General features: G+C 71.2%; 21 protein-coding genes and 1 pseudogene. 11 read left to right on the forward strand and 11 right to left on the reverse strand.

Going from position 1 to position 16,174, the window contains the following annotated elements; genetic code table 11:
* The coding region (locus ACFW16_RS25370; protein WP_380310302.1) for a ChbG/HpnK family deacetylase at positions 1–865 on the forward strand (865 nt) is incomplete at its 5' end.
* On the opposite strand, the gene ACFW16_RS25375 is transcribed toward ACFW16_RS25370, so the two are convergent.
* Together ACFW16_RS25375 and ACFW16_RS25380 are read right to left on the reverse strand one after the other, a co-directional pair.
* On the reverse strand, positions 855–1,175 hold the full coding sequence (locus ACFW16_RS25375) for an antibiotic biosynthesis monooxygenase family protein (protein ID WP_380310304.1): 321 nt from the start codon (positions 1,173–1,175) through the stop codon (positions 855–857). The two genes, ACFW16_RS25370 and ACFW16_RS25375, sit on opposite strands and share 11 nt — an antisense overlap.
* Positions 1,172–1,771, reverse strand: a complete 600-nt coding sequence (locus tag ACFW16_RS25380; RefSeq protein WP_380310306.1) for a GNAT family N-acetyltransferase — start codon at positions 1,769–1,771, stop codon at positions 1,172–1,174. Before ACFW16_RS25380 ends, ACFW16_RS25375 begins: the two co-directional genes overlap by 4 nt.
* A 77-nt stretch (positions 1,772–1,848) precedes the next feature.
* Between ACFW16_RS25380 and ACFW16_RS25385 the strand changes: the two genes are divergently transcribed.
* A complete protein-coding gene (locus tag ACFW16_RS25385; protein WP_380310308.1) occupies positions 1,849–2,469 on the forward strand; it encodes a CGNR zinc finger domain-containing protein in 621 nt (206 codons plus the stop codon).
* On the opposite strand, the gene ACFW16_RS25390 is transcribed toward ACFW16_RS25385, so the two are convergent.
* On the reverse strand, positions 2,466–2,738 hold the full coding sequence (locus tag ACFW16_RS25390) for an I78 family peptidase inhibitor (protein ID WP_380310310.1): 273 nt from the start codon (positions 2,736–2,738) through the stop codon (positions 2,466–2,468). The genes ACFW16_RS25385 and ACFW16_RS25390 overlap by 4 nt on opposite strands.
* A 129-nt stretch (positions 2,739–2,867) precedes the next feature.
* Between ACFW16_RS25390 and ACFW16_RS25395 the strand changes: the two genes are divergently transcribed.
* A complete protein-coding gene (locus tag ACFW16_RS25395) occupies positions 2,868–4,385 on the forward strand; it encodes a multicopper oxidase family protein (RefSeq protein ID WP_380310313.1) in 1,518 nt (505 codons plus the stop codon).
* Positions 4,386–4,559: 174 nt separating this feature from the next.
* On the opposite strand, the gene ACFW16_RS25400 is transcribed toward ACFW16_RS25395, so the two are convergent.
* From ACFW16_RS25400 to ACFW16_RS25430, 7 genes are all read right to left on the reverse strand, one after another.
* Positions 4,560–5,225, reverse strand: coding sequence for a phosphoribosyltransferase (locus tag ACFW16_RS25400; RefSeq protein WP_380310315.1), 666 nt, complete (start codon positions 5,223–5,225; stop codon positions 4,560–4,562).
* Positions 5,222–5,401: a hypothetical protein gene (locus tag ACFW16_RS25405; protein ID WP_380310317.1), complete on the reverse strand. Its 180-nt coding sequence runs from the start codon at positions 5,399–5,401 to the stop codon at positions 5,222–5,224. The genes ACFW16_RS25400 and ACFW16_RS25405 overlap by 4 nt, the downstream gene beginning before the upstream one ends.
* Before the next feature lie 28 nt (positions 5,402–5,429).
* Positions 5,430–5,594 carry a hypothetical protein gene (locus ACFW16_RS25410; protein ID WP_380310319.1) on the reverse strand — a complete coding sequence of 55 codons (165 nt, stop codon included), beginning with the start codon at positions 5,592–5,594 and terminating at the stop codon, positions 5,430–5,432.
* A 61-nt stretch (positions 5,595–5,655) separates the two neighbouring features.
* A complete protein-coding gene (locus ACFW16_RS25415; RefSeq protein WP_380310321.1) occupies positions 5,656–6,453 on the reverse strand; it encodes an MBL fold metallo-hydrolase in 798 nt (265 codons plus the stop codon).
* Positions 6,454–6,479: 26 nt separating this feature from the next.
* Entirely contained in the window at positions 6,480–6,773 is a 294-nt protein-coding gene (locus ACFW16_RS25420; RefSeq protein ID WP_380310430.1) for a DUF3303 domain-containing protein, read from the reverse strand.
* A gap of 104 nt (positions 6,774–6,877) precedes the next feature.
* Positions 6,878–7,216, reverse strand: a complete 339-nt coding sequence (locus ACFW16_RS25425) for a hypothetical protein (RefSeq protein ID WP_380310323.1) — start codon at positions 7,214–7,216, stop codon at positions 6,878–6,880.
* Positions 7,217–7,261: 45 nt separating this feature from the next.
* Positions 7,262–8,161: a DMT family transporter gene (locus tag ACFW16_RS25430; RefSeq protein ID WP_380310325.1), complete on the reverse strand. Its 900-nt coding sequence runs from the start codon at positions 8,159–8,161 to the stop codon at positions 7,262–7,264.
* A gap of 101 nt (positions 8,162–8,262) precedes the next feature.
* Between ACFW16_RS25430 and ACFW16_RS25435 the strand changes: the two genes are divergently transcribed.
* From ACFW16_RS25435 to ACFW16_RS25470, 8 genes are all read left to right on the forward strand, one after another.
* The gene (locus ACFW16_RS25435) at positions 8,263–9,132 is read left to right on the forward strand and encodes a LysR substrate-binding domain-containing protein (protein ID WP_380310327.1); all 870 of its coding nucleotides are present in this window, start codon (positions 8,263–8,265) and stop codon (positions 9,130–9,132) included.
* 293 nt (positions 9,133–9,425) lie between these two features.
* Positions 9,426–10,046 (forward strand): LemA family protein, encoded by a 621-nt coding sequence (locus ACFW16_RS25440; protein WP_380310329.1) that lies wholly within the window; start codon positions 9,426–9,428, stop codon positions 10,044–10,046.
* 17 nt (positions 10,047–10,063) lie between these two features.
* The gene (locus ACFW16_RS25445) at positions 10,064–10,990 is read left to right on the forward strand and encodes a TPM domain-containing protein (protein WP_380310331.1); all 927 of its coding nucleotides are present in this window, start codon (positions 10,064–10,066) and stop codon (positions 10,988–10,990) included.
* Entirely contained in the window at positions 10,971–11,483 is a 513-nt protein-coding gene (locus ACFW16_RS25450) for a TPM domain-containing protein (RefSeq protein WP_380310333.1), read from the forward strand. Before ACFW16_RS25445 ends, ACFW16_RS25450 begins: the two co-directional genes overlap by 20 nt.
* Before the next feature lie 86 nt (positions 11,484–11,569).
* Complete coding sequence (gene aroQ, locus ACFW16_RS25455) at positions 11,570–12,034, forward strand: type II 3-dehydroquinate dehydratase (protein ID WP_306770078.1); 465 nt, start codon at positions 11,570–11,572, stop codon at positions 12,032–12,034.
* 7 nt (positions 12,035–12,041) lie between these two features.
* Positions 12,042–12,491 carry an acetyl-CoA carboxylase biotin carboxyl carrier protein gene (gene accB / locus ACFW16_RS25460; RefSeq protein WP_380310336.1) on the forward strand — a complete coding sequence of 150 codons (450 nt, stop codon included), beginning with the start codon at positions 12,042–12,044 and terminating at the stop codon, positions 12,489–12,491.
* Positions 12,491–13,828: an acetyl-CoA carboxylase biotin carboxylase subunit gene (accC, locus tag ACFW16_RS25465; protein ID WP_380310338.1), complete on the forward strand. Its 1,338-nt coding sequence runs from the start codon at positions 12,491–12,493 to the stop codon at positions 13,826–13,828. The genes accB and accC overlap by 1 nt, the downstream gene beginning before the upstream one ends.
* Positions 13,829–13,984: 156 nt before the next feature.
* Entirely contained in the window at positions 13,985–14,890 is a 906-nt protein-coding gene (locus tag ACFW16_RS25470; RefSeq protein ID WP_380310434.1) for a hypothetical protein, read from the forward strand.
* Between the two features lie 132 nt (positions 14,891–15,022).
* On the opposite strand, the pseudogene trpS reads toward ACFW16_RS25470, so the two are convergent.
* Positions 15,023–16,015 (reverse strand): annotated as a pseudogene (trpS, locus tag ACFW16_RS25475) (tryptophan--tRNA ligase); the annotation flags it as partial.
* Positions 16,016–16,174 lie beyond the last annotated feature (159 nt).

Raw genomic sequence — 16,174 nt, forward strand, 5'->3', positions numbered from 1 at the left:
CCCGGCTGAAGGTCCGGCTCTCCCGCTTGGACATCGGTTCTCCTTCTCAGAGAACTGTCCCTATTTTCCCTGTCTCACCAGCGGGGTCCACTCCATCTGCACCACCGGCTCGGTCATGGTGCCGTGCCCCTGGTTTCCCGAAATGGCGGCCATCGCGCGGCATCGTCCGGACTTCGATCTGGGTGTTCATCTCACCCTCACCTCCGAAATGCCGGGCTATCGTTGGCGGCCGCTGACGGGCGTCTCGGCAAACGGGCTGACCGATCCCGACGGATTCTTCTGGCCCGACGCCCACAGTGCGCGACGCGCTCGACCCGAGGCCGTCGAGCTCGAGATGAGGGCACAGATCGATGCCGCGCTCGCTGCCGGGATCGACGTCACCCACCTGGACTCGCATATGGGCACGGTGATGATGCCGGAGTTTCTCGCCATCTATCTCCGTCTCGGCGAGGAATACCGCCTGCCGATCCTCATGCCGCGAAACATTGTCGAGATCGCCCCCCAGGGAGCGCATGGAGCGGCGGCGCAATACGACCAGGCCATCGAACGCACGGTCGCCAGGGGCAATCCCGACTTCATCCAATTTTGCCAGACTCCATGGGGCAACGCCGGGGATGTCGAGGCCGCGTACAGCGCCTTGTTTGCAGCATGTGGGCCGGGGCTGTCGTGGATCGCGCTGCACTTCACCTCACCCGGCGACATCGAATTCATCTCCACCGACGCCGCCATCCGCATCGCCGAGTACGACCTGTTCAAGTCCGGGCGGGGCAAAGCCCTGATGGACGCAGCGGGGCTCGAGCTCGTCGGCATGCGTGGGTTTCGCGACCGGCTGCGGGCAAGCTCGAATGACGGGTTCAGCCCCTAGCGCGTCCCTCGGTGTCGATCACCTCGAAATGCTCGACCTCCGGGTCGAAGCGGGTGAGGAAATCCTGGTCGCGCGGATAGTAGCGGGCGCGGCCGTACGCCTCGCCGGCGAAGGCCTTGATCGCCTCCACCGACTCCCACAGCGTCAGGGTCAGGAACTCCACCTCCTCGCCGCGGTCCTGGCACAGGAGCCAGACGCCGCGGTTGCCCGGGGTCCTGGCGTAGTCGCCGAGGCCGGTCTCCCGCAGATAGGCGACATAGGCGTCCTTCTTCGCCTTCGGCACCGGGCCGCGCCACATCCGTGCGATCATGTCGGATCCTCCTTGGTCAGGTCGAGGCGGACGATCGGCCGGGTCGGGCTGCGCCGCGCCACCTCGCGGAAGCCGAGGTCGAGGAAGGGCCGCAGCACGCCGGTGTAGATCTCGCCCGATCCCAGTGGGCGGGCGGCGTCGATCGGATAGGCCTCGAGCGCCGGGGCGCCGCGCGACCGCGCCAGCCGCGCCGCCGCCGCGACCAGCGGGCGCAGAAGCCCGGTGCGGCGATGGGCCTTGGTCGTCACGAAGCAGGTGATCGACCAGACCGGCAGGCCGTCGACCGGCGCCAGGTTGCGCGACCGGGCGAGCCGCGGCTGCGCCCCGCGCGGGGCCACGCCGCACCAGGCGACGGGCCGGCCCGCGCGATAGCCGACCAGCCCCATCGGCTCGCCGGCCTCGACAAGCCTCCGGAACAGGGCGCGGTTGCTGCCGTCCCGCATCCCGGCCCTGAAGTCCGGCCGCTCCCGGCGCCAGAAGGCGCACCAGCAGCGGCCGGCATCGGCACAGCCGGCGAACACGGCCTCGACGTCGCCGAGCCGCTCCGGCGCCACCGGCCGGCATTCGAGCGTCGCCTCGCGATCGGCTGTCGGCATTCCCCTAACCCCTGGACCGGTTGGGCGGACGATGCCGGGCTTGCCCCGGGCAAGTCAACCGGTAGGATGGTTGGGCGATGCAGACCCAGCCCCCCTCCTATGCGCTGCGGCCGCCGAAGCGGATCGGCGGCTCGCTCAGCCTCGATTTCGTCAACACCGAGATGTGGCGCGGCGACGTCCCGCTGCGCGGCGAGCGGTTGACCGGCTATGGCGAGCTCGCCCTGTGGGCCGGCCATCTCGGCATCCTGGACCGGGCCGGGGTCAGGCGGCTGATTCAGGAGGCGGAACGGCGCCCCGATGCCGCGGCCGCGGTGCTGGCGACGGCGCTGCGCCTGCGCGGCGCCCTGGGCAGGATCCTGACCGCGCCGGCCGCAGCCTCCCCGGACGATCTCGCGGTGCTGAACGCCGTGCTGGCCCGGGCCCCGACCCGGACCGGCCTGGCGCCGGCCAGGAGCGGCTTCGCCTGGGCCATGACCGAGACCGACCCGCTGGAGCAGCCGCTGTGGCCGGTGGTGTGGGACGCGGCCGAGCTCCTGGTCTCCGGCCGCGCCGAACGGGTCGGCAGCTGCTCCGACCCCGACTGTGCCTGGGTCTTCCTCGATACTTCGCGCAACCGCAGCCGGCGCTGGTGCTCGATGGCCGATTGCGGCAACCGGCACAAGGCACGCCGGCACTATGAACGGGTGCGCGCCTCCTAGCCGATCGACGCCCGGATGATCTTGCCCTGGGCGTCGACCTCGACGGTCAGCCGGTCGGCGCGGTAGTCCATGGTCACCGCCTCGCCCGGGCGGACGGTCCGCAGCATCAGGCCCTTGAGCTTGTCGAGCTCGGCCTGGGAGACGGGCCCCTCGGGCTCGGCGGTGCCCGGCGCAGCCGCCTGGCTGCGGGCGCAGGCGGCGGCGAGGCCGCCGGCGGCCCCGGCGACGGCGAGGCCGAGGAGATGACGGCGGGAGGATTCGGTGCTCATGCGCGGCTCCGTCGTTTCTGTGGTCCCCCCCTGATCGTCGACAAAAAAGGCGACGTCGTGACGCGGTTTACCTTCCAGCAGGCGGAAGCTCCAGACTCTGATCCACGTCGCCTTGATGAGGATACGATCGTGATCACCCGCCGCCGCTTCCTGTCCGGTGCCGCCGCAGCATCCGCCCTCGGCGTGCTGGCCGGCGCCCTGCCCCGCCTCGCCCGGGCCTCCGCCCCGGCCGAGCTGACCGTCACCACCCGCAGCCTCGACGTCGCCGGACGGCCAGCGACCGTGTTCGGCATCACCCGGCCGGATGGCGGCCAGGGCCTGCGCGCCGTCGCCGGCCAGGATTTCCGGGTGCGGCTGACCAACGCGCTCGACGAGCCGTCGCTGGTGCATTGGCACGGGCTGACCCCGCCCTGGCGCCAGGACGGCGTGCCGGGCGTGACCCAGGACCCGCTGCCGGCCGGTGCCGGCATCGACTACGGCTTCCCGCTGGCCCGGCCGGGCACCAACTGGATGCACTCCCATCTCGGGTTGCAGGAGCAGGGCCTGCTGGCGGCGCCGCTGATCGTCGCCGATCCGGCCGAGGCCGGGCTGGACGAGCAGGAGGTGGTGCTGATGCTGCACGACTTCAGCTTCCGCGACCCGGCCGAGATCATGGCCGGGCTGCGCGGCGGCCAGGGCCACGGCATGGCCGGGATGGATCATTCCGCCCATGGCAAGCCCGGGAGCCAGGGGACGGCCGGCATGGACCACGGCGGCCACGACATGGGCTCGATGCAGCCCATGCCGGGAAAGCAGCACGACATGCCGGGCATGGCGATGCCGGGCGGCATGGCGATGGACCTGAACGACGTCGAATACGACGCCTACCTGGCCAATGACCGCACCCTGGCCGACCCCGAGGTGGTGCGGGTCGAGCGCGGCGGCCGGGTGCGGCTGCGCATCATCAACGGCGCGGCGGCGACCAACTTCCACATCGATCTCGGCCCGGCCGAGGGCACGCTGGTGGCCGTCGACGGCATGCCGGTGGCGCCGGTCACCGGAACGCGCTTTCCGATCGCGATCGCCCAGCGGCTGGACATCCGCCTGACCGTCCCGGCCGGCCGGGCGCTGCCGGTGCTGGCGCTGCGCGAGGGCGACCGGCAGCGCACCGGGCTGGTGCTGGCCGCCCCGGGGGCCGCGGTCGCCCGCATCGCCGATCTCGGCGAGGACAAGTCGGCGCCGCTGGACCTGGCGCTGGAGGCGCGGCTGCAGGCGGCGGAGCCGCTGGCCGCCCGCGCCGTCGACCGGACCATCCCGGTGGTGCTGGCCGGCGACATGGCGAGCTATGCCTGGACCCTGAACGGCAAGGTGCACGGCCGTGACACGCCGCTGGCGGTGCGGCGCGGCGAGCGGGTGGCGATCGCCATGACCAACCCGTCGATGATGGCCCATCCGATGCATCTGCACGGCCACCACTTCCAGGTCGTGGCGATCGACGGTCGCCCCCTGTCCGGCGCCCGGCGCGACACGGTGCTGGTGCCGCCGGGCAAGACCGTGACCGTCGCCTTCGACGCCGACAACCCCGGCCGCTGGGCCTTCCACTGCCACCACCTGTACCACATGGAGAGCGGCATGATGACCACGGTGGAGTACGAGGGAATCGGCTAAGATTCTTTGAAAGGACATCCCTTTTATTGTCATTGCCGGGCTTGACCCGGCAATCCAGAAGATGTCGGCAGTCTCTGGATGCCCGGGTCAAGCCCGGGCATGACAGCTTAAGGGTCTCGTTACAATCCGGAGTTCAAAGTCTTCGCCGATCGGAGCCAGCTCTTCGCCAGATAGCTACGCCGGACGGGCCGCCGCCTCGGCGAGGAGGCGGATCACCTCCTCGTCGGTCGTCTGATCGAAATCGTCATAGAACCGGCCGACGGCGCCGAAGACATGGGGCGCCGACAGGCAGACCACGTCGTCAGCCAGCCGGGACAGCGTCTCCAGCACCTCCGGCGGCGCCACCGGCACCGCCAGCACCAGACGGGCCGGCCGGGCGGCCGCCAGACCCTGCAGGGCCGCGGTGACGGTGCCGCCGGTGGCGATGCCGTCATCGACCAGGATGACGACGTGCCCGACGATGGACGGCGCCGGCCGGCCGCCGCGGTAGAGCCGCCGGCGGCGCTCGATCTCGGCCAGCTGCCGCTCGGTCTCGGCCTCGACATAGCCGGACGCGGGCATGACCTCGCGCATCACCGAGTCGGTCAGCACGACATGCGGGTCGGCGCCGTCGACCACCGCGCCGAGCCCCAGCTCCGGATAGCCGGGCGCGCCGATCTTGCGCACCAGCAGCACGTCGAGCGGCGCCGCCAGCGCCCGCGCCACCTCGAAGCCGACCGGCACGCCGCCGCGCGGCAGCGCCAGGATGATGGGCCGGAGGTCGCGGTACCGGGCCAGCGCCGCGGCGAGGCGCCGCCCGGCATCCCTGCGGTCGCGGAACCGGACCGGCGACAGGATCATCGGTCGTCTCCCGCCAGGTGGCGGCGGAACCACAGCACCGCCTGCCGCAGCGCTTGGTCGAGCGTCCCCGGCCAGTCGGCCTCGACCGCGACGATGGTGAAGCCGGCGATCAGCGTCCGCGTGATCGCGGCCCGGGCCTCCACCCGGGCCCGTTCGGACACTCTCGGATCGGCCATCGCTGTCTCCGTTCGGTCCGACGGCCCGCTACAGGGGCCAGAACCGGACCAGCAGGATGAAAAGGGCGAGGGCGATCAGCCCGCCGATGAAGATCAGGCGCCGGGTCAGGCTGCGCAGGATGATCTCGCCTTGGCGCGCCTTTTCCGCCGGATAGGGCGGCGGCTCCCGCTTTCGGGGTTCGGGATCCGGCATGCGCTCCTCGCTCGCTCTCCTGGGCAACAGGGGACGGCGAACGACTGTTCCGGCGACGCGGTCAGCCCGCGATCAGCCCCTCGGCCCGCCAGCGCGTCAGATAGGAATCGATGATGGCGTCCAGCCGGGCCTTGCCGAAGCTGTCGTCATGGCCGGCATGGACCACCGACACCGGCAGCGACCGCAGCAGGGCGAAGGAGCGGACATAGTCGGCGACGTCCATGCCCGGGCCGCGATACAGCAGCGGTCCGTCATAGATCACGTCGCCGGCGAAGAGGATGCCGGTGGCGTCCTCGAACAGCGCGATGCTGCCGGGCGAATGGCCGGGCACATGCAGCACCCGGAAGCGCCGGTCGCCGAGATCCACCACCTCCCCCGGCCCGATCCGCCGGGTCGGCTCGGCGCCCTGCAGGGCGTAGGAGCGCAGGTCGTAGCCGGCCCGCGGCACGGCGGTGACCAGCGCCCGACCGAGCGGCGGGTAGCCCGCATCGACGAAACGTTGCCGCGCCTCGGCCGGGATCTCGTCCGAGATCAGCGTGCCGGGCCGCGGCCGGGCCAGCGCCTCGGCCTCCAGCGGATGCACCCAGCGCTCTTCGAACTCATGGATCGCGCCGATATGGTCGGCATGGGTGTGGGTGGCCAGCGCGATCGTCCGCCGCCCCTCGAACAGCTCCGGAAAGGCCGGCCGCAGCGGCGCCACGCCGAGGCCGCCATCGACCAGCAGGTCGCGGTCGCGGCCGCGCAGATGCCAGATGTTCGCCCGCATCAGCACATCGGTGTGCGGCTCGTCGATCAGGGTCAGCCCGCCGCCCAGATCGCGCTTGCGGAACCATTCGCCGGCCACGGGGAGGTCAGCCATGGAATCCTCGTTCAGGTGATCGGGGCTCAGGAGATCGGGCCCGTGGCCGGCGGGTCGAGCAGCGGCGCCACCACGGCGCGGGTCTCGGCGCTGCGCAGCACCGGCACGATCTCGAAGCTGACCCCGGTGCCGCGCCAGTGCAGGACCCATTGCTGCAGCAGGGCCAGATCGTCGCATTCCATCAGCTGGAAGCAGCGGTCGCAGTTCGACTCGACCCAGCTGTCGACGTATTTGAGCCCCTCGGGCAGGCCGCGCCCGGCGTCGCGCAGATGGCGATAGGCCGCGACCGGGTCGCGGTTGGCGAAGCGTTCGATGATCATGAACAGCACAGCCTGGCCTCCCCGCCGTTGTCCGGCGCTTGCGGTTTCAGTCCGTGCCTTCCCAATAATCCATCACCGCCGACTTGCGATAGCCCTCGCCGCGCCTAATGCCGGGTCGCGTCGGGGAGCAGGCCCTGGGCCAGGAACTGGGCTCGGGCTGTGGCGAGCCGCCGGGCCCGCTCCGCCTCGAGCCGCTGGCGTCGCCTCCGGTACTGCTGCTGCAGCTCGTGCGCCTGGCCGATGGCGCCGAGGATCTCCTCGTTCAGCTGCATGAATCGGTCGAAGGTCTCCATCAGCTTGTCGGGGGTCTTCGACAGGCCCTCCGCTTCGGCCATGCGGCGTTCGGCCAAGTCCTGGAGCGACCGGATCCGCTGGCCCAGCCGGACCAGCTCGGGGTCCGAGGCGACGGCGGTATCGGCGGCGGGCGGCTTGGCTCTGCTCATGGAACATATCATGAACACAAGCCGAGCCGGTGTCAAGCCCGTCCCTTAACCGGCCGTCGCGACCCGCCGGGCCGGCCACAGCCGCCAGCCGAGCGTCACCGCCAGGCTGGAGAGCGCGATCAGCGCCATCCCGGCCGCCTGCCCCAGCCCCAGCCGATGGCCGTAGACCAGCCAGTCGGCGAGGATCGCCGAGGCCGGGTAGACGAAGGCCAGCACGGCGATCACCGGCGTCGGCAGCTTCGGATAAGCGGCGTACATCAGCACATAGACCAGGCCGGTGTGGACGACGCCGAGCCCGGCCAGCCAGCCCCAGGGGCCGGGGGACGCGGGCAGATCCGCGATGCCGACGAAGGGCGCCAGCAGCACGATGCCGGTGGCGGCGTGGATCATCGCGGTCAGATGCGGCCGCACCCCGCGCAGCGCCTTGGTCGACAAGACCGTGCCGGTGTACAGCAGCGAGGCCAGCACGGCGAGGCCGGCGCCGAGCAGCCGCCCCGGCTCCGCCCCCTCGATGCCGGTGGCCAGGGCCAGCCCGGCGAAGGCGATGGCGATCCAGCCCAGCTTCCGGCCGCTGAGCCGCTCGCCGAACAGCACGCTGCCGGCCAGCACCACCCAGAAGGGCTGGACGTGGTAGACGATGGTGGCGAAGGCGATCGAGCTGTGGCGGATCGCGGCGAAGAACGCGACCCAGTTCAGCACGATGCAGACGCCGCCGAACAGGATCAGCGCCCATTGCCGCGGCGCCAGGCGCAGATCGCGCAGCCAGCCGCGCGCGGCGCAGAAGGCCAGCAGGACCAGCGCCCCGAAGACGCAGCGGAAGAACACCGCGTTGATCGGCCCCTGCCCCGATTCCTCCATGAACACGCCGACGGTGCCGACCACTGCCATGCCCAGGGCCAATTGCAGGATCCCGCTCCGCCGTTCCGCCGCCTCGACACCGCCCATGGTCGCCTCCTGAATCCGGTGGAGGGAGGCTGGGCCCGTCTCGAACTTCAATCAAACGAATAGATTTGAAGCTATCCATCAACTGGATTTATGATCGAACCATGGACAGACGCCTCGATCTCGATGTGCTGCGCACCCTGGTGGCGATCGCCGAGGGCGGCAGCTTCAGCCTGGCCGCGTCGCGGGTCGGGCGCACCCAGTCGGCGGTCAGCATGCAGGTGCGGCGGCTGGAGGAGGCGGTGGGCAAGCGGCTGTTCGACCGCAGCAGCCGGCAGGTGCGGCTGACCCCGGCCGGCGAGAGCCTGCTGGGTCACGCCCGGCGCATGCTGCGGCTGGAGGAGGAGGCCTGGGCGGCGCTGGTCGAGCCCGACCTGCGCGGCCGGGTCCAGCTCGGCATCCCCGACGACTACGCCTATTCGCTGCTGCCGCCGATCCTGTCGCGCTTCGCCGCCAGCCACCCCCAGGTCGAGGTCGAGCTGATCTGCGAGCAGACCACCTTCCTGGACCGGCGCCTGGCCGCCGGCGAGATCGACCTGGCGGTGGTCACCCGCGGGCCGGGCCGCGACGGAGAGCTGCTGCGGCGCGAGCCGCTGGTCTGGTTCGGGTCGCCCGACCACGACCCGCAGGTGGAGGAGCCGCTGCCGGTGGCGCTGTACGAGCCCGGCTGCGTCGCCCGCGACGTCACGCTGCAGGCGCTGGCGGCGACGCAGCGCCCGTATCGCATCGCCTATTCCAGCCCCAGCCTGGTGGGCCTCCTGGCCGTGGTCCGCGCCGGGCTGGCCGTGGCGGTGGTGGTGGGCTGCAGCCTGCCGGACGGGATGCGGGTGCAGGGTGAGCGTGACGGGCTGCCCCCCCTGCCGGCGCTGGAGATCGCGCTGGCCTGGGGCGCCCGGCCGCGGACTCCGGCCGTGGTCCGGTTGGCCGAGCAGATCCACACCGCCGTCGGACGACCCGAGGCGCTGGCGGCGTAGGTTGGGTTCGCCTTGCGAACCCAACAATGGCTCGGGCTGCGGGATGTTGGGTTCGCATCCGCGAACCCAACCTACGATGCCGATATCACTGCACCGCCCATTCCTTGCCGTCGGCCGGCCGGAGGCGATCGCGGCCTAGGGTTGGTCGCTGCACCGAATTTCTATTGCGCAGCGAAGCGATTCGGGACTCCCCTGATGGGAAGCCAGTCCGGCGGACTCAAGGCACGATTGCCCCGGCTGCGGGTTGATGGTGCAATCCGCGCGGGCTCGCTGCGCTGACCGAGGGGGATCGGATGCGTCGTTTCACCGGATTGATCGTGGTCGTCGTCCTGGTCGTGCTGGTCGCCCTGTGGGGCGGCAGCGCCTACAACCGCTTCCTGGGCGGCGACGAAAACGTCAAGGCCGCCTGGTCCGAGGTGCTGAACCAGTACCAGCGCCGGGCAGACCTGGTGCCGAACCTGGTCAAGACCGTGCAGGGCTACGCCAACCAGGAGAAGGACGTGCTGACCCAGGTGACCGAGGCGCGGGCCAAGGTCGGCAGCATCCAGGTGACGCCGGAGACGCTGAACGACCCGGCGGCGCTGCAGAAGTTCCAGGCGGCGCAGGGCGAGCTGTCCTCGGCCCTGTCGCGGCTGCTGGTGGTGACCGAGAACTATCCGCAGCTGAAATCCGACGCCCTGTTCCAGGACCTGATGACGCAGCTGGAGGGCACCGAGAACCGGATCGCCACGGCGCGCAACCGGTCGATCCAGGCAGTGCAGGAGTACAATGTCGGCGTCCGCCGCTTCCCCGGCAACCTGATCGCCGGCGTGCTCGGCTTCAGCGCCAAGCCCAACTTCAGCGTCGAGAACGAGGCCGCGATCTCGACCGCGCCCAAGGTCGATTTCGGGACCTCGCCGGCCCCGAAGCCTTGAGGCTCACAGCCCCGAGCATGGCCGTGCTGCTGCGCCGGCTGGCCCTCTTGGGCTGGCTGCTGATCCTCACCGTCGCCCCGGCCGTGGCGCAGCAGCCGGTCGCGGTGCCGCAGCTGAGCGCCCGCGTGACCGACCTGACCGGCACCCTGTCCGCCGCCGACCGGCAGGCGCTGGACGGCAAGCTGGCGGCGGTCGAGCAGCGCAAGGGCGCGCAGATCGCCATCCTGATCGTGCCGACCACCGGCGCCGACACCATCGAGCAGTATGCCAGGCGGGTGTTCGACCAGTGGCGGCTGGGCCGCAAGGGCGTCGACGACGGGGTGCTGCTGCTGGTCGCCAAGACCGACCGCACCGTGCGGATCGAGCCCGGCTACGGGCTGGAGGGGGCGATCCCGGACATCGCCGCCGGCCGCATCATCCGCGAGCAGATCACGCCCGCCTTCCGCCAGGGCGATTTCGCCGGCGGCCTGGGCACCGCGGTCGACAGCCTGATCCGGCTGATCGACGGCGAGGCGCTGCCGCCGCCCCCGCCGGAAAGCCGGAGCGAGGCGCCGCAGGAGATGCTGCAGGTCATCATCCTGGCGATCATCGGCGGCGTCGTGGCCCGCGGCTTCCTCCGCGCCGCCGGGCTGCCGATGCCACTGCCGGCCGGCGGCAGCGCGCTGGTCGCCGGCGGCCTCGGCTGGGCGCTGTCCGGGCTGATCTTCTTCGGCGCGTTCTGCGCCATCGGCGCGGTGATTCTCGGCGGCATCGGCGGCAGCCTCGGCGGGCCGGGCGGCGGCAGCTACAGCACCCGCCGCGGCTCGGGAGGCCTCGGCGGCGGTCTTGGCGGAGGTTTCGGGGGCGGAGGCTTCGGCGGCAGGTCGGGCGGCGGCTCCGGTGGAGGCGGCTTCGGCGGCGGCGGCGGATCGAGCGGAGGCGGCGGTGCATCCGGAAGCTGGTAGGATCCTGCGGCGGTGGCGGCCGGTCGCCGAGTGGCACGGCCATCGGCTGCTGCGCCGGCATTTCGGCCCGGCGGTGATGGCCCGGCTGCACGAGGCGATCCGCGGCGCCGAGCGCCGGCATCTGGGCGAGATCGTCATCGCGGTCGAGGCCTCGGCCCCGCCGCACATCCGCGACAGCCGGATGCGGGCGCTGGAGGTGTTCGGCCGCCTCAGGGTCTGGGATACGGCGCAGGCGACCGGCGTGCTGCTGTACCTGCTGCTGGCCGACCACAAGATCGAGATCGTCGCCGACCGCGGCGTCACCGCCCGGGTCGACGGCGCCGTGTGGCCGCGGATCTGCGCCGCGCTGCGCGACCGGTTCCAGGCCGGGCGGTACGAGGACGGCGTGCTGGAGGCGCTGGCCGCGATCGACGCCGAGCTGCTGCGGGCCTGGCCGGCCGCCCCCGGCGAGGCCAACCCCGAGGAGCTGCCGGATGGGCCGGTCATCCTGTGAAGGATGACAGGTTCGTGCAACGGCGCTTGTGAAAACCGCACCGCCTATGATACGCCCGGCGCTATTGACTCCGGGAGCAGCGACGCGTGACGGCGATCCAGTCGGACCGGCCGACGGTCCTTATCCTCAACGGCCCCAATCTCAACATGCTGGGCGTGCGCCAGCCCGAGATCTATGGCCGCGACACGCTCGCCGACATCGAGCAGGCCTGCGCCGACGAGGCCGAGCAGATCGAGCTCGAGATCGACTTCCGGCAATCGAACCACGAGGGCGAGCTGGTCACCTGGATCCAGGAGGCCCGCACCGCCCATGACGGCATCATCGTCAATGCCGGCGCCTACAGCCACACCTCGGTCGCCATCCTCGACGCGCTGAACGCGGCGGAACTTCCGGTGATCGAGGTCCATCTCTCCAATATCTTCCGCCGCGATGCGTTCCGGCACCATTCCTATGTCTCGCTGGCGGCGACCGGGGTGGTGTGCGGGCTCGGCGTGCACGGCTACCTTCTGGCCCTGCAGGCGATGGCGCGGCTCCTCGAAACCGACCGGTGAAGACCAGATGAGCACCTTCAACCTCGATCCCGAATTCGTGCGCGGCCTGGCCAAGCTCCTGGACGAGACGGGCCTGACCGAGATCGAGTTCTCGGAAGGCGACCGCCGCATCCGGCTGAACCGCCAGCCGGCGCCGGTGACGGCCTATGCGCCCGCCCCGGCGGCGGCCCCGGCCGTCGCCGCCGCCCCGGCGGCCGCGCCCGCCGTCCCGGCCGGCCCGCCGAAGAACGCGGTGACCTCGCCGATGGTCGGCACCGTCTACCTGTCGCCCGAGCCCGGCGCCGCGGCCTTCGTCAAGGTCGGCGACAAGGTGGCCGAGGGCGCGACGCTCCTGATCGTCGAGGCGATGAAGGTGATGAACCCGATCCGCAGCCCGCGCGCCGGCACCGTCAGCGCCGTGCTGGTCGAGGACGCCCAGCCGGTCGAGTTCGGCGAACCGCTCGTCGTGATCGACTGATGTTCGAGAAGGTCCTCATCGCCAATCGCGGCGAGATCGCGCTGCGCATCCATCGCGCCTGCCGCGAGATGGGCATCCGCACCGTGGTCGTGCACTCCACGGCCGACAGCGACGCCATGGCCGTACGCCTGGCCGACGAGGCGGTCTGCATCGGCCCGCCGGCGGCGCGCGACAGCTACCTCAACATCCCGGCCCTGCTCTCCGCCGCCACCATCACCGGCTGCGACGCGATCCATCCGGGCATCGGCTTCCTGGCCGAGAACGCCCGCTTCGCCGAGATGGTGGAGGAGCACGGCTTCGCCTTCATCGGCCCGACCGCGCAGCACATCCGGGTGATGGGCGACAAGATCGCCGCCAAGGACGCGGTCAAGGCCGCCGGCCTGCCCGTGGTCCCCGGCTCCGACGGCGCCGTCGACACGGTCGAGGAGGCCCAGGCGCTGGCCCGCGGCATGGGCTATCCGGTGCTGGTCAAGGCCACGGCGGGCGGCGGCGGCAAGGGCATGAAGGTCGCCATGACCGACGCCGAGCTGCCCGAGGCCTACAGCATGGCCCGCAACGAGGCCCGCGCCGCCTTCGGCAACGACAGCGTCTATGTCGAGAAGTATCTCGACCACCCGCGCCACATCGAGATCCAGCTCCTGGCCGACACCCACGGCAACGTGGTGCATTTCGGCGAGCGCGACTGCTCGATCCAGCGCCGCCACCAGAAGGTGATCGAGGAGGCCCCCTCGCCCGCCCTGAACGCCGAGGAGCGCGCCTATATCGGCGGGCTGGCGGCGGAGACGGCGCGCAAGCTGGGCTATCGCGGCGTCGGCACGATGGAGTTCCTGTACCAGGACGGGAAGTTCTACTTCATCGAGATGAACACCCGGCTGCAGGTCGAGCACCCGATCACCGAGGAGATCTCGGGCATCGACCTGGTGCGCGAGCAGATCCGCGTCGCCACCGGCGCGCCGCTCGGCTACGGCCAGAGCGACATCGAGTTCCAGGGCCATTCCATCGAGTGCCGGATCAACGCCGAGGACCCGGAGACCTTCACCCCCTCCCCCGGCCGGATCGACGGCTACCACGCCCCGGGGGGGCTGGGCGTGCGGGTCGACAGCGCGATCTATGACGGCTACCGCATCCCGCCGCACTACGACAGCCTGGTGGCCAAGCTGATCGTCCGCGGCACCACCCGCAACGAGTGCCTGATGCGGCTGCGCCGGGCGCTGGAGGAGTATGTCATCGACGGGGTGAAGACCACCCTGCCGCTGCACGCCCGGCTGATCGCCGAGCCGGACTTCATCAACGGCGACTACGACATCCGCTGGCTCGAGCGGTTGATGGCGAAATAGGGCACCGGCCTGAATTCAGCCCAATTCTAAGAATAGCACTGCATGAACGTCCCGGGCGCCCGTGTCCGGGGCTGGCGATCGAGGGGATGCGATCGCTGTCGCAGGCTCGGCTCGGCCTGCGGGTCCGGTGCCGCCCCGATATGCGAGGAGATGCTGATGAGCGTGTTTCGTGCTTCGACGGCGGCGGCGCTGGTGGCGCTGATCACCGCGCCGGCCCTGGCGGCCGAGGTCCCGTCCGACCCGGTCGAGCGCTGCAAGGGCCTCCTGACCCTCGCCCCGGCCGACTCGCCGATGCACAATGCCGAGGTCGGTTCGGTCGAATCCTTCGGCACGTCCGGCTGCAAGTTCACCGACCTGAAGATGGTCGAGCCCGCCGACAAGGTGGCCGCGGGCAAGACCCCGACCACGGTGACGATCGAAGAGCTCAGCTTCGACAAGCTCGATTTCGCCAAGGCCTATGACGGCAAGCCGTCGGACACGCTGACGGGGCAGGCCACGGGCATCTCGATCGACAACCCCGAGGTCAAGGCCGTCCTCGGCGAGGAGCCGTTCGACGTGGCGGTCGACTACGCGCTCGACCCCGCAAGCAAGCAGTTCACGCTGACCGAGTTCCAGCTCAGCGGCACGTCGCTGGGCGAGCTGTCGCTGGACGGCGCGCTGGACGGCGTCAACGCGGACGATCCGGCGGCCGCGGCCGACCCGAGCCAGCTGCTGGGCACGGCCTCGCTGCGCAAGGTCAAGCTGCATTTCGAGAACAAGGGCATCATCGACAAGGTGATCGCCTTCGCAACCGCCCAGGGCGAGGATCCGAAGACCGCGATCGAGCAGGGCAAGAGCCAGGCCGTGCTCGGCATGGCGGCGCTGTCGGCGATCGGCGTGCCGGAGGCCGCGGTGAAGAGCCTGATGTCCTTCGCCCAGGACTTCCCGGCGCCGAAGGGCCCGCTGACCATCTCGATCGACCCGGCGGCGCCGGTGCCGCTGGCGCAGCTCGCCACGATCAAGCCGGGCGACGCCAAGTCGATGGACCTGGTGAAGAGCCTGAACGTCGCCGTCAGCTACTGACGGCGTCCAGCTCACGGCCGGACCAGCCCGAACACGCCGCGCACCGCGTCCAGGGTCCGCACCGCCTGCTGCCGTGCCGCGGCGCAGGACGGCGCGGATCTCGCCGGGATCGCGCGCGAACTGGGCCCGGCGCTCGCGGATCGGGCCCAGCAGCGCCTCCAGCACCTCCTCCAGCCGGCGCTTCACCGCCATGTCCGGCAGCCCGCCGCCACGGTAGCGGCGCTTCAGCTCCGCCACCGCCGCCGGATCGGGGTCGAAGGCGTCGAGATACGCAAAGACGACATTGCCCTCGACCTTCCCCGGATCCTCGACCCGGAGATGGCCGGGGTCGGTGTACATGCGGCGGATCTTGGCGCGGACCGTGTCCGCGTCGTCGCGCAGGTCGATGGCGTTGCCGGCCGACTTTCTGGCCTTGCCCTGCCCGTCCAGCCCCGGCAGGCGAGGCGTGGTCGACAGCAGGATGCGCGGCTCCGCCAGCACCGCGGCGCCGGCCAGGCGGTTGACCGCGCGCACGATCTCGACCGTCTGCTCCAGCATCGGCGCCTGGTCGGCCCCGACCGGCACCAGCGTCGCCGCCACGGCGGTGATGTCGGCCGCCTGGCTGACCGGATAGCACAGGAACCCGGCCGGCAGGTCGCGGGCGAAGCCGCGCTGGCGGATCTCGTCGCGCACGGTCGGGTTGCGCTCCAGCCGCGCCACGGTGACCAGGTTGAGGTACAGCATCGCCAGCTCGGCCATCTCCGGCACCGCCGATTGCAGCACAATGGCGCTGCGCGCGGGGTCGAGGCCGATGGCGAGGTAGTCGAGCGCCACCTCCATCACGTTGCGGCTGACCCGGCCGGGATCGGCGGCGTTGTCGGTCAGGGCCTGCAGGTCGGCGATCAGCACGAACTGCCGGCACAGGCGCTGCAGCCGCAGCCGGTTGGCCAGCGAGCCGGCATAGTGGCCGAGATGCAGCGGCCCGGTCGGCCGGTCGCCGGTCAGCACGACATCGGCTTCGGTGATCTCGGGCGCATCGGCCGGATGCGCGGGGAGAGCGTGAGGCACGAGACGAATCCTTTCGAGCAGGAGGAAAGGCCGCTCGGATGGATCGCCGTCTCGGGACATGAAAAAGGCCGCTTCCATCGGAGCGGCCAGGGTGCAGGACGAAGCACGCAAGAGCCGCCGTCAGGCGCTGCGCCACCAATGCCGGAACAGGGTCGCGGGCTTCGTCATGGCCGGCACGATACAGCAGCCGGACCCCACCGGAAAGCCGGCAAGGGTGGACGCATTCCCCGCCCTCCG

Origin of the sequence: Inquilinus sp. NPDC058860, assembly GCF_042743185.1 — a bacterium.
Taxonomy (GTDB): domain Bacteria; phylum Pseudomonadota; class Alphaproteobacteria; order DSM-16000; family Inquilinaceae; genus Inquilinus.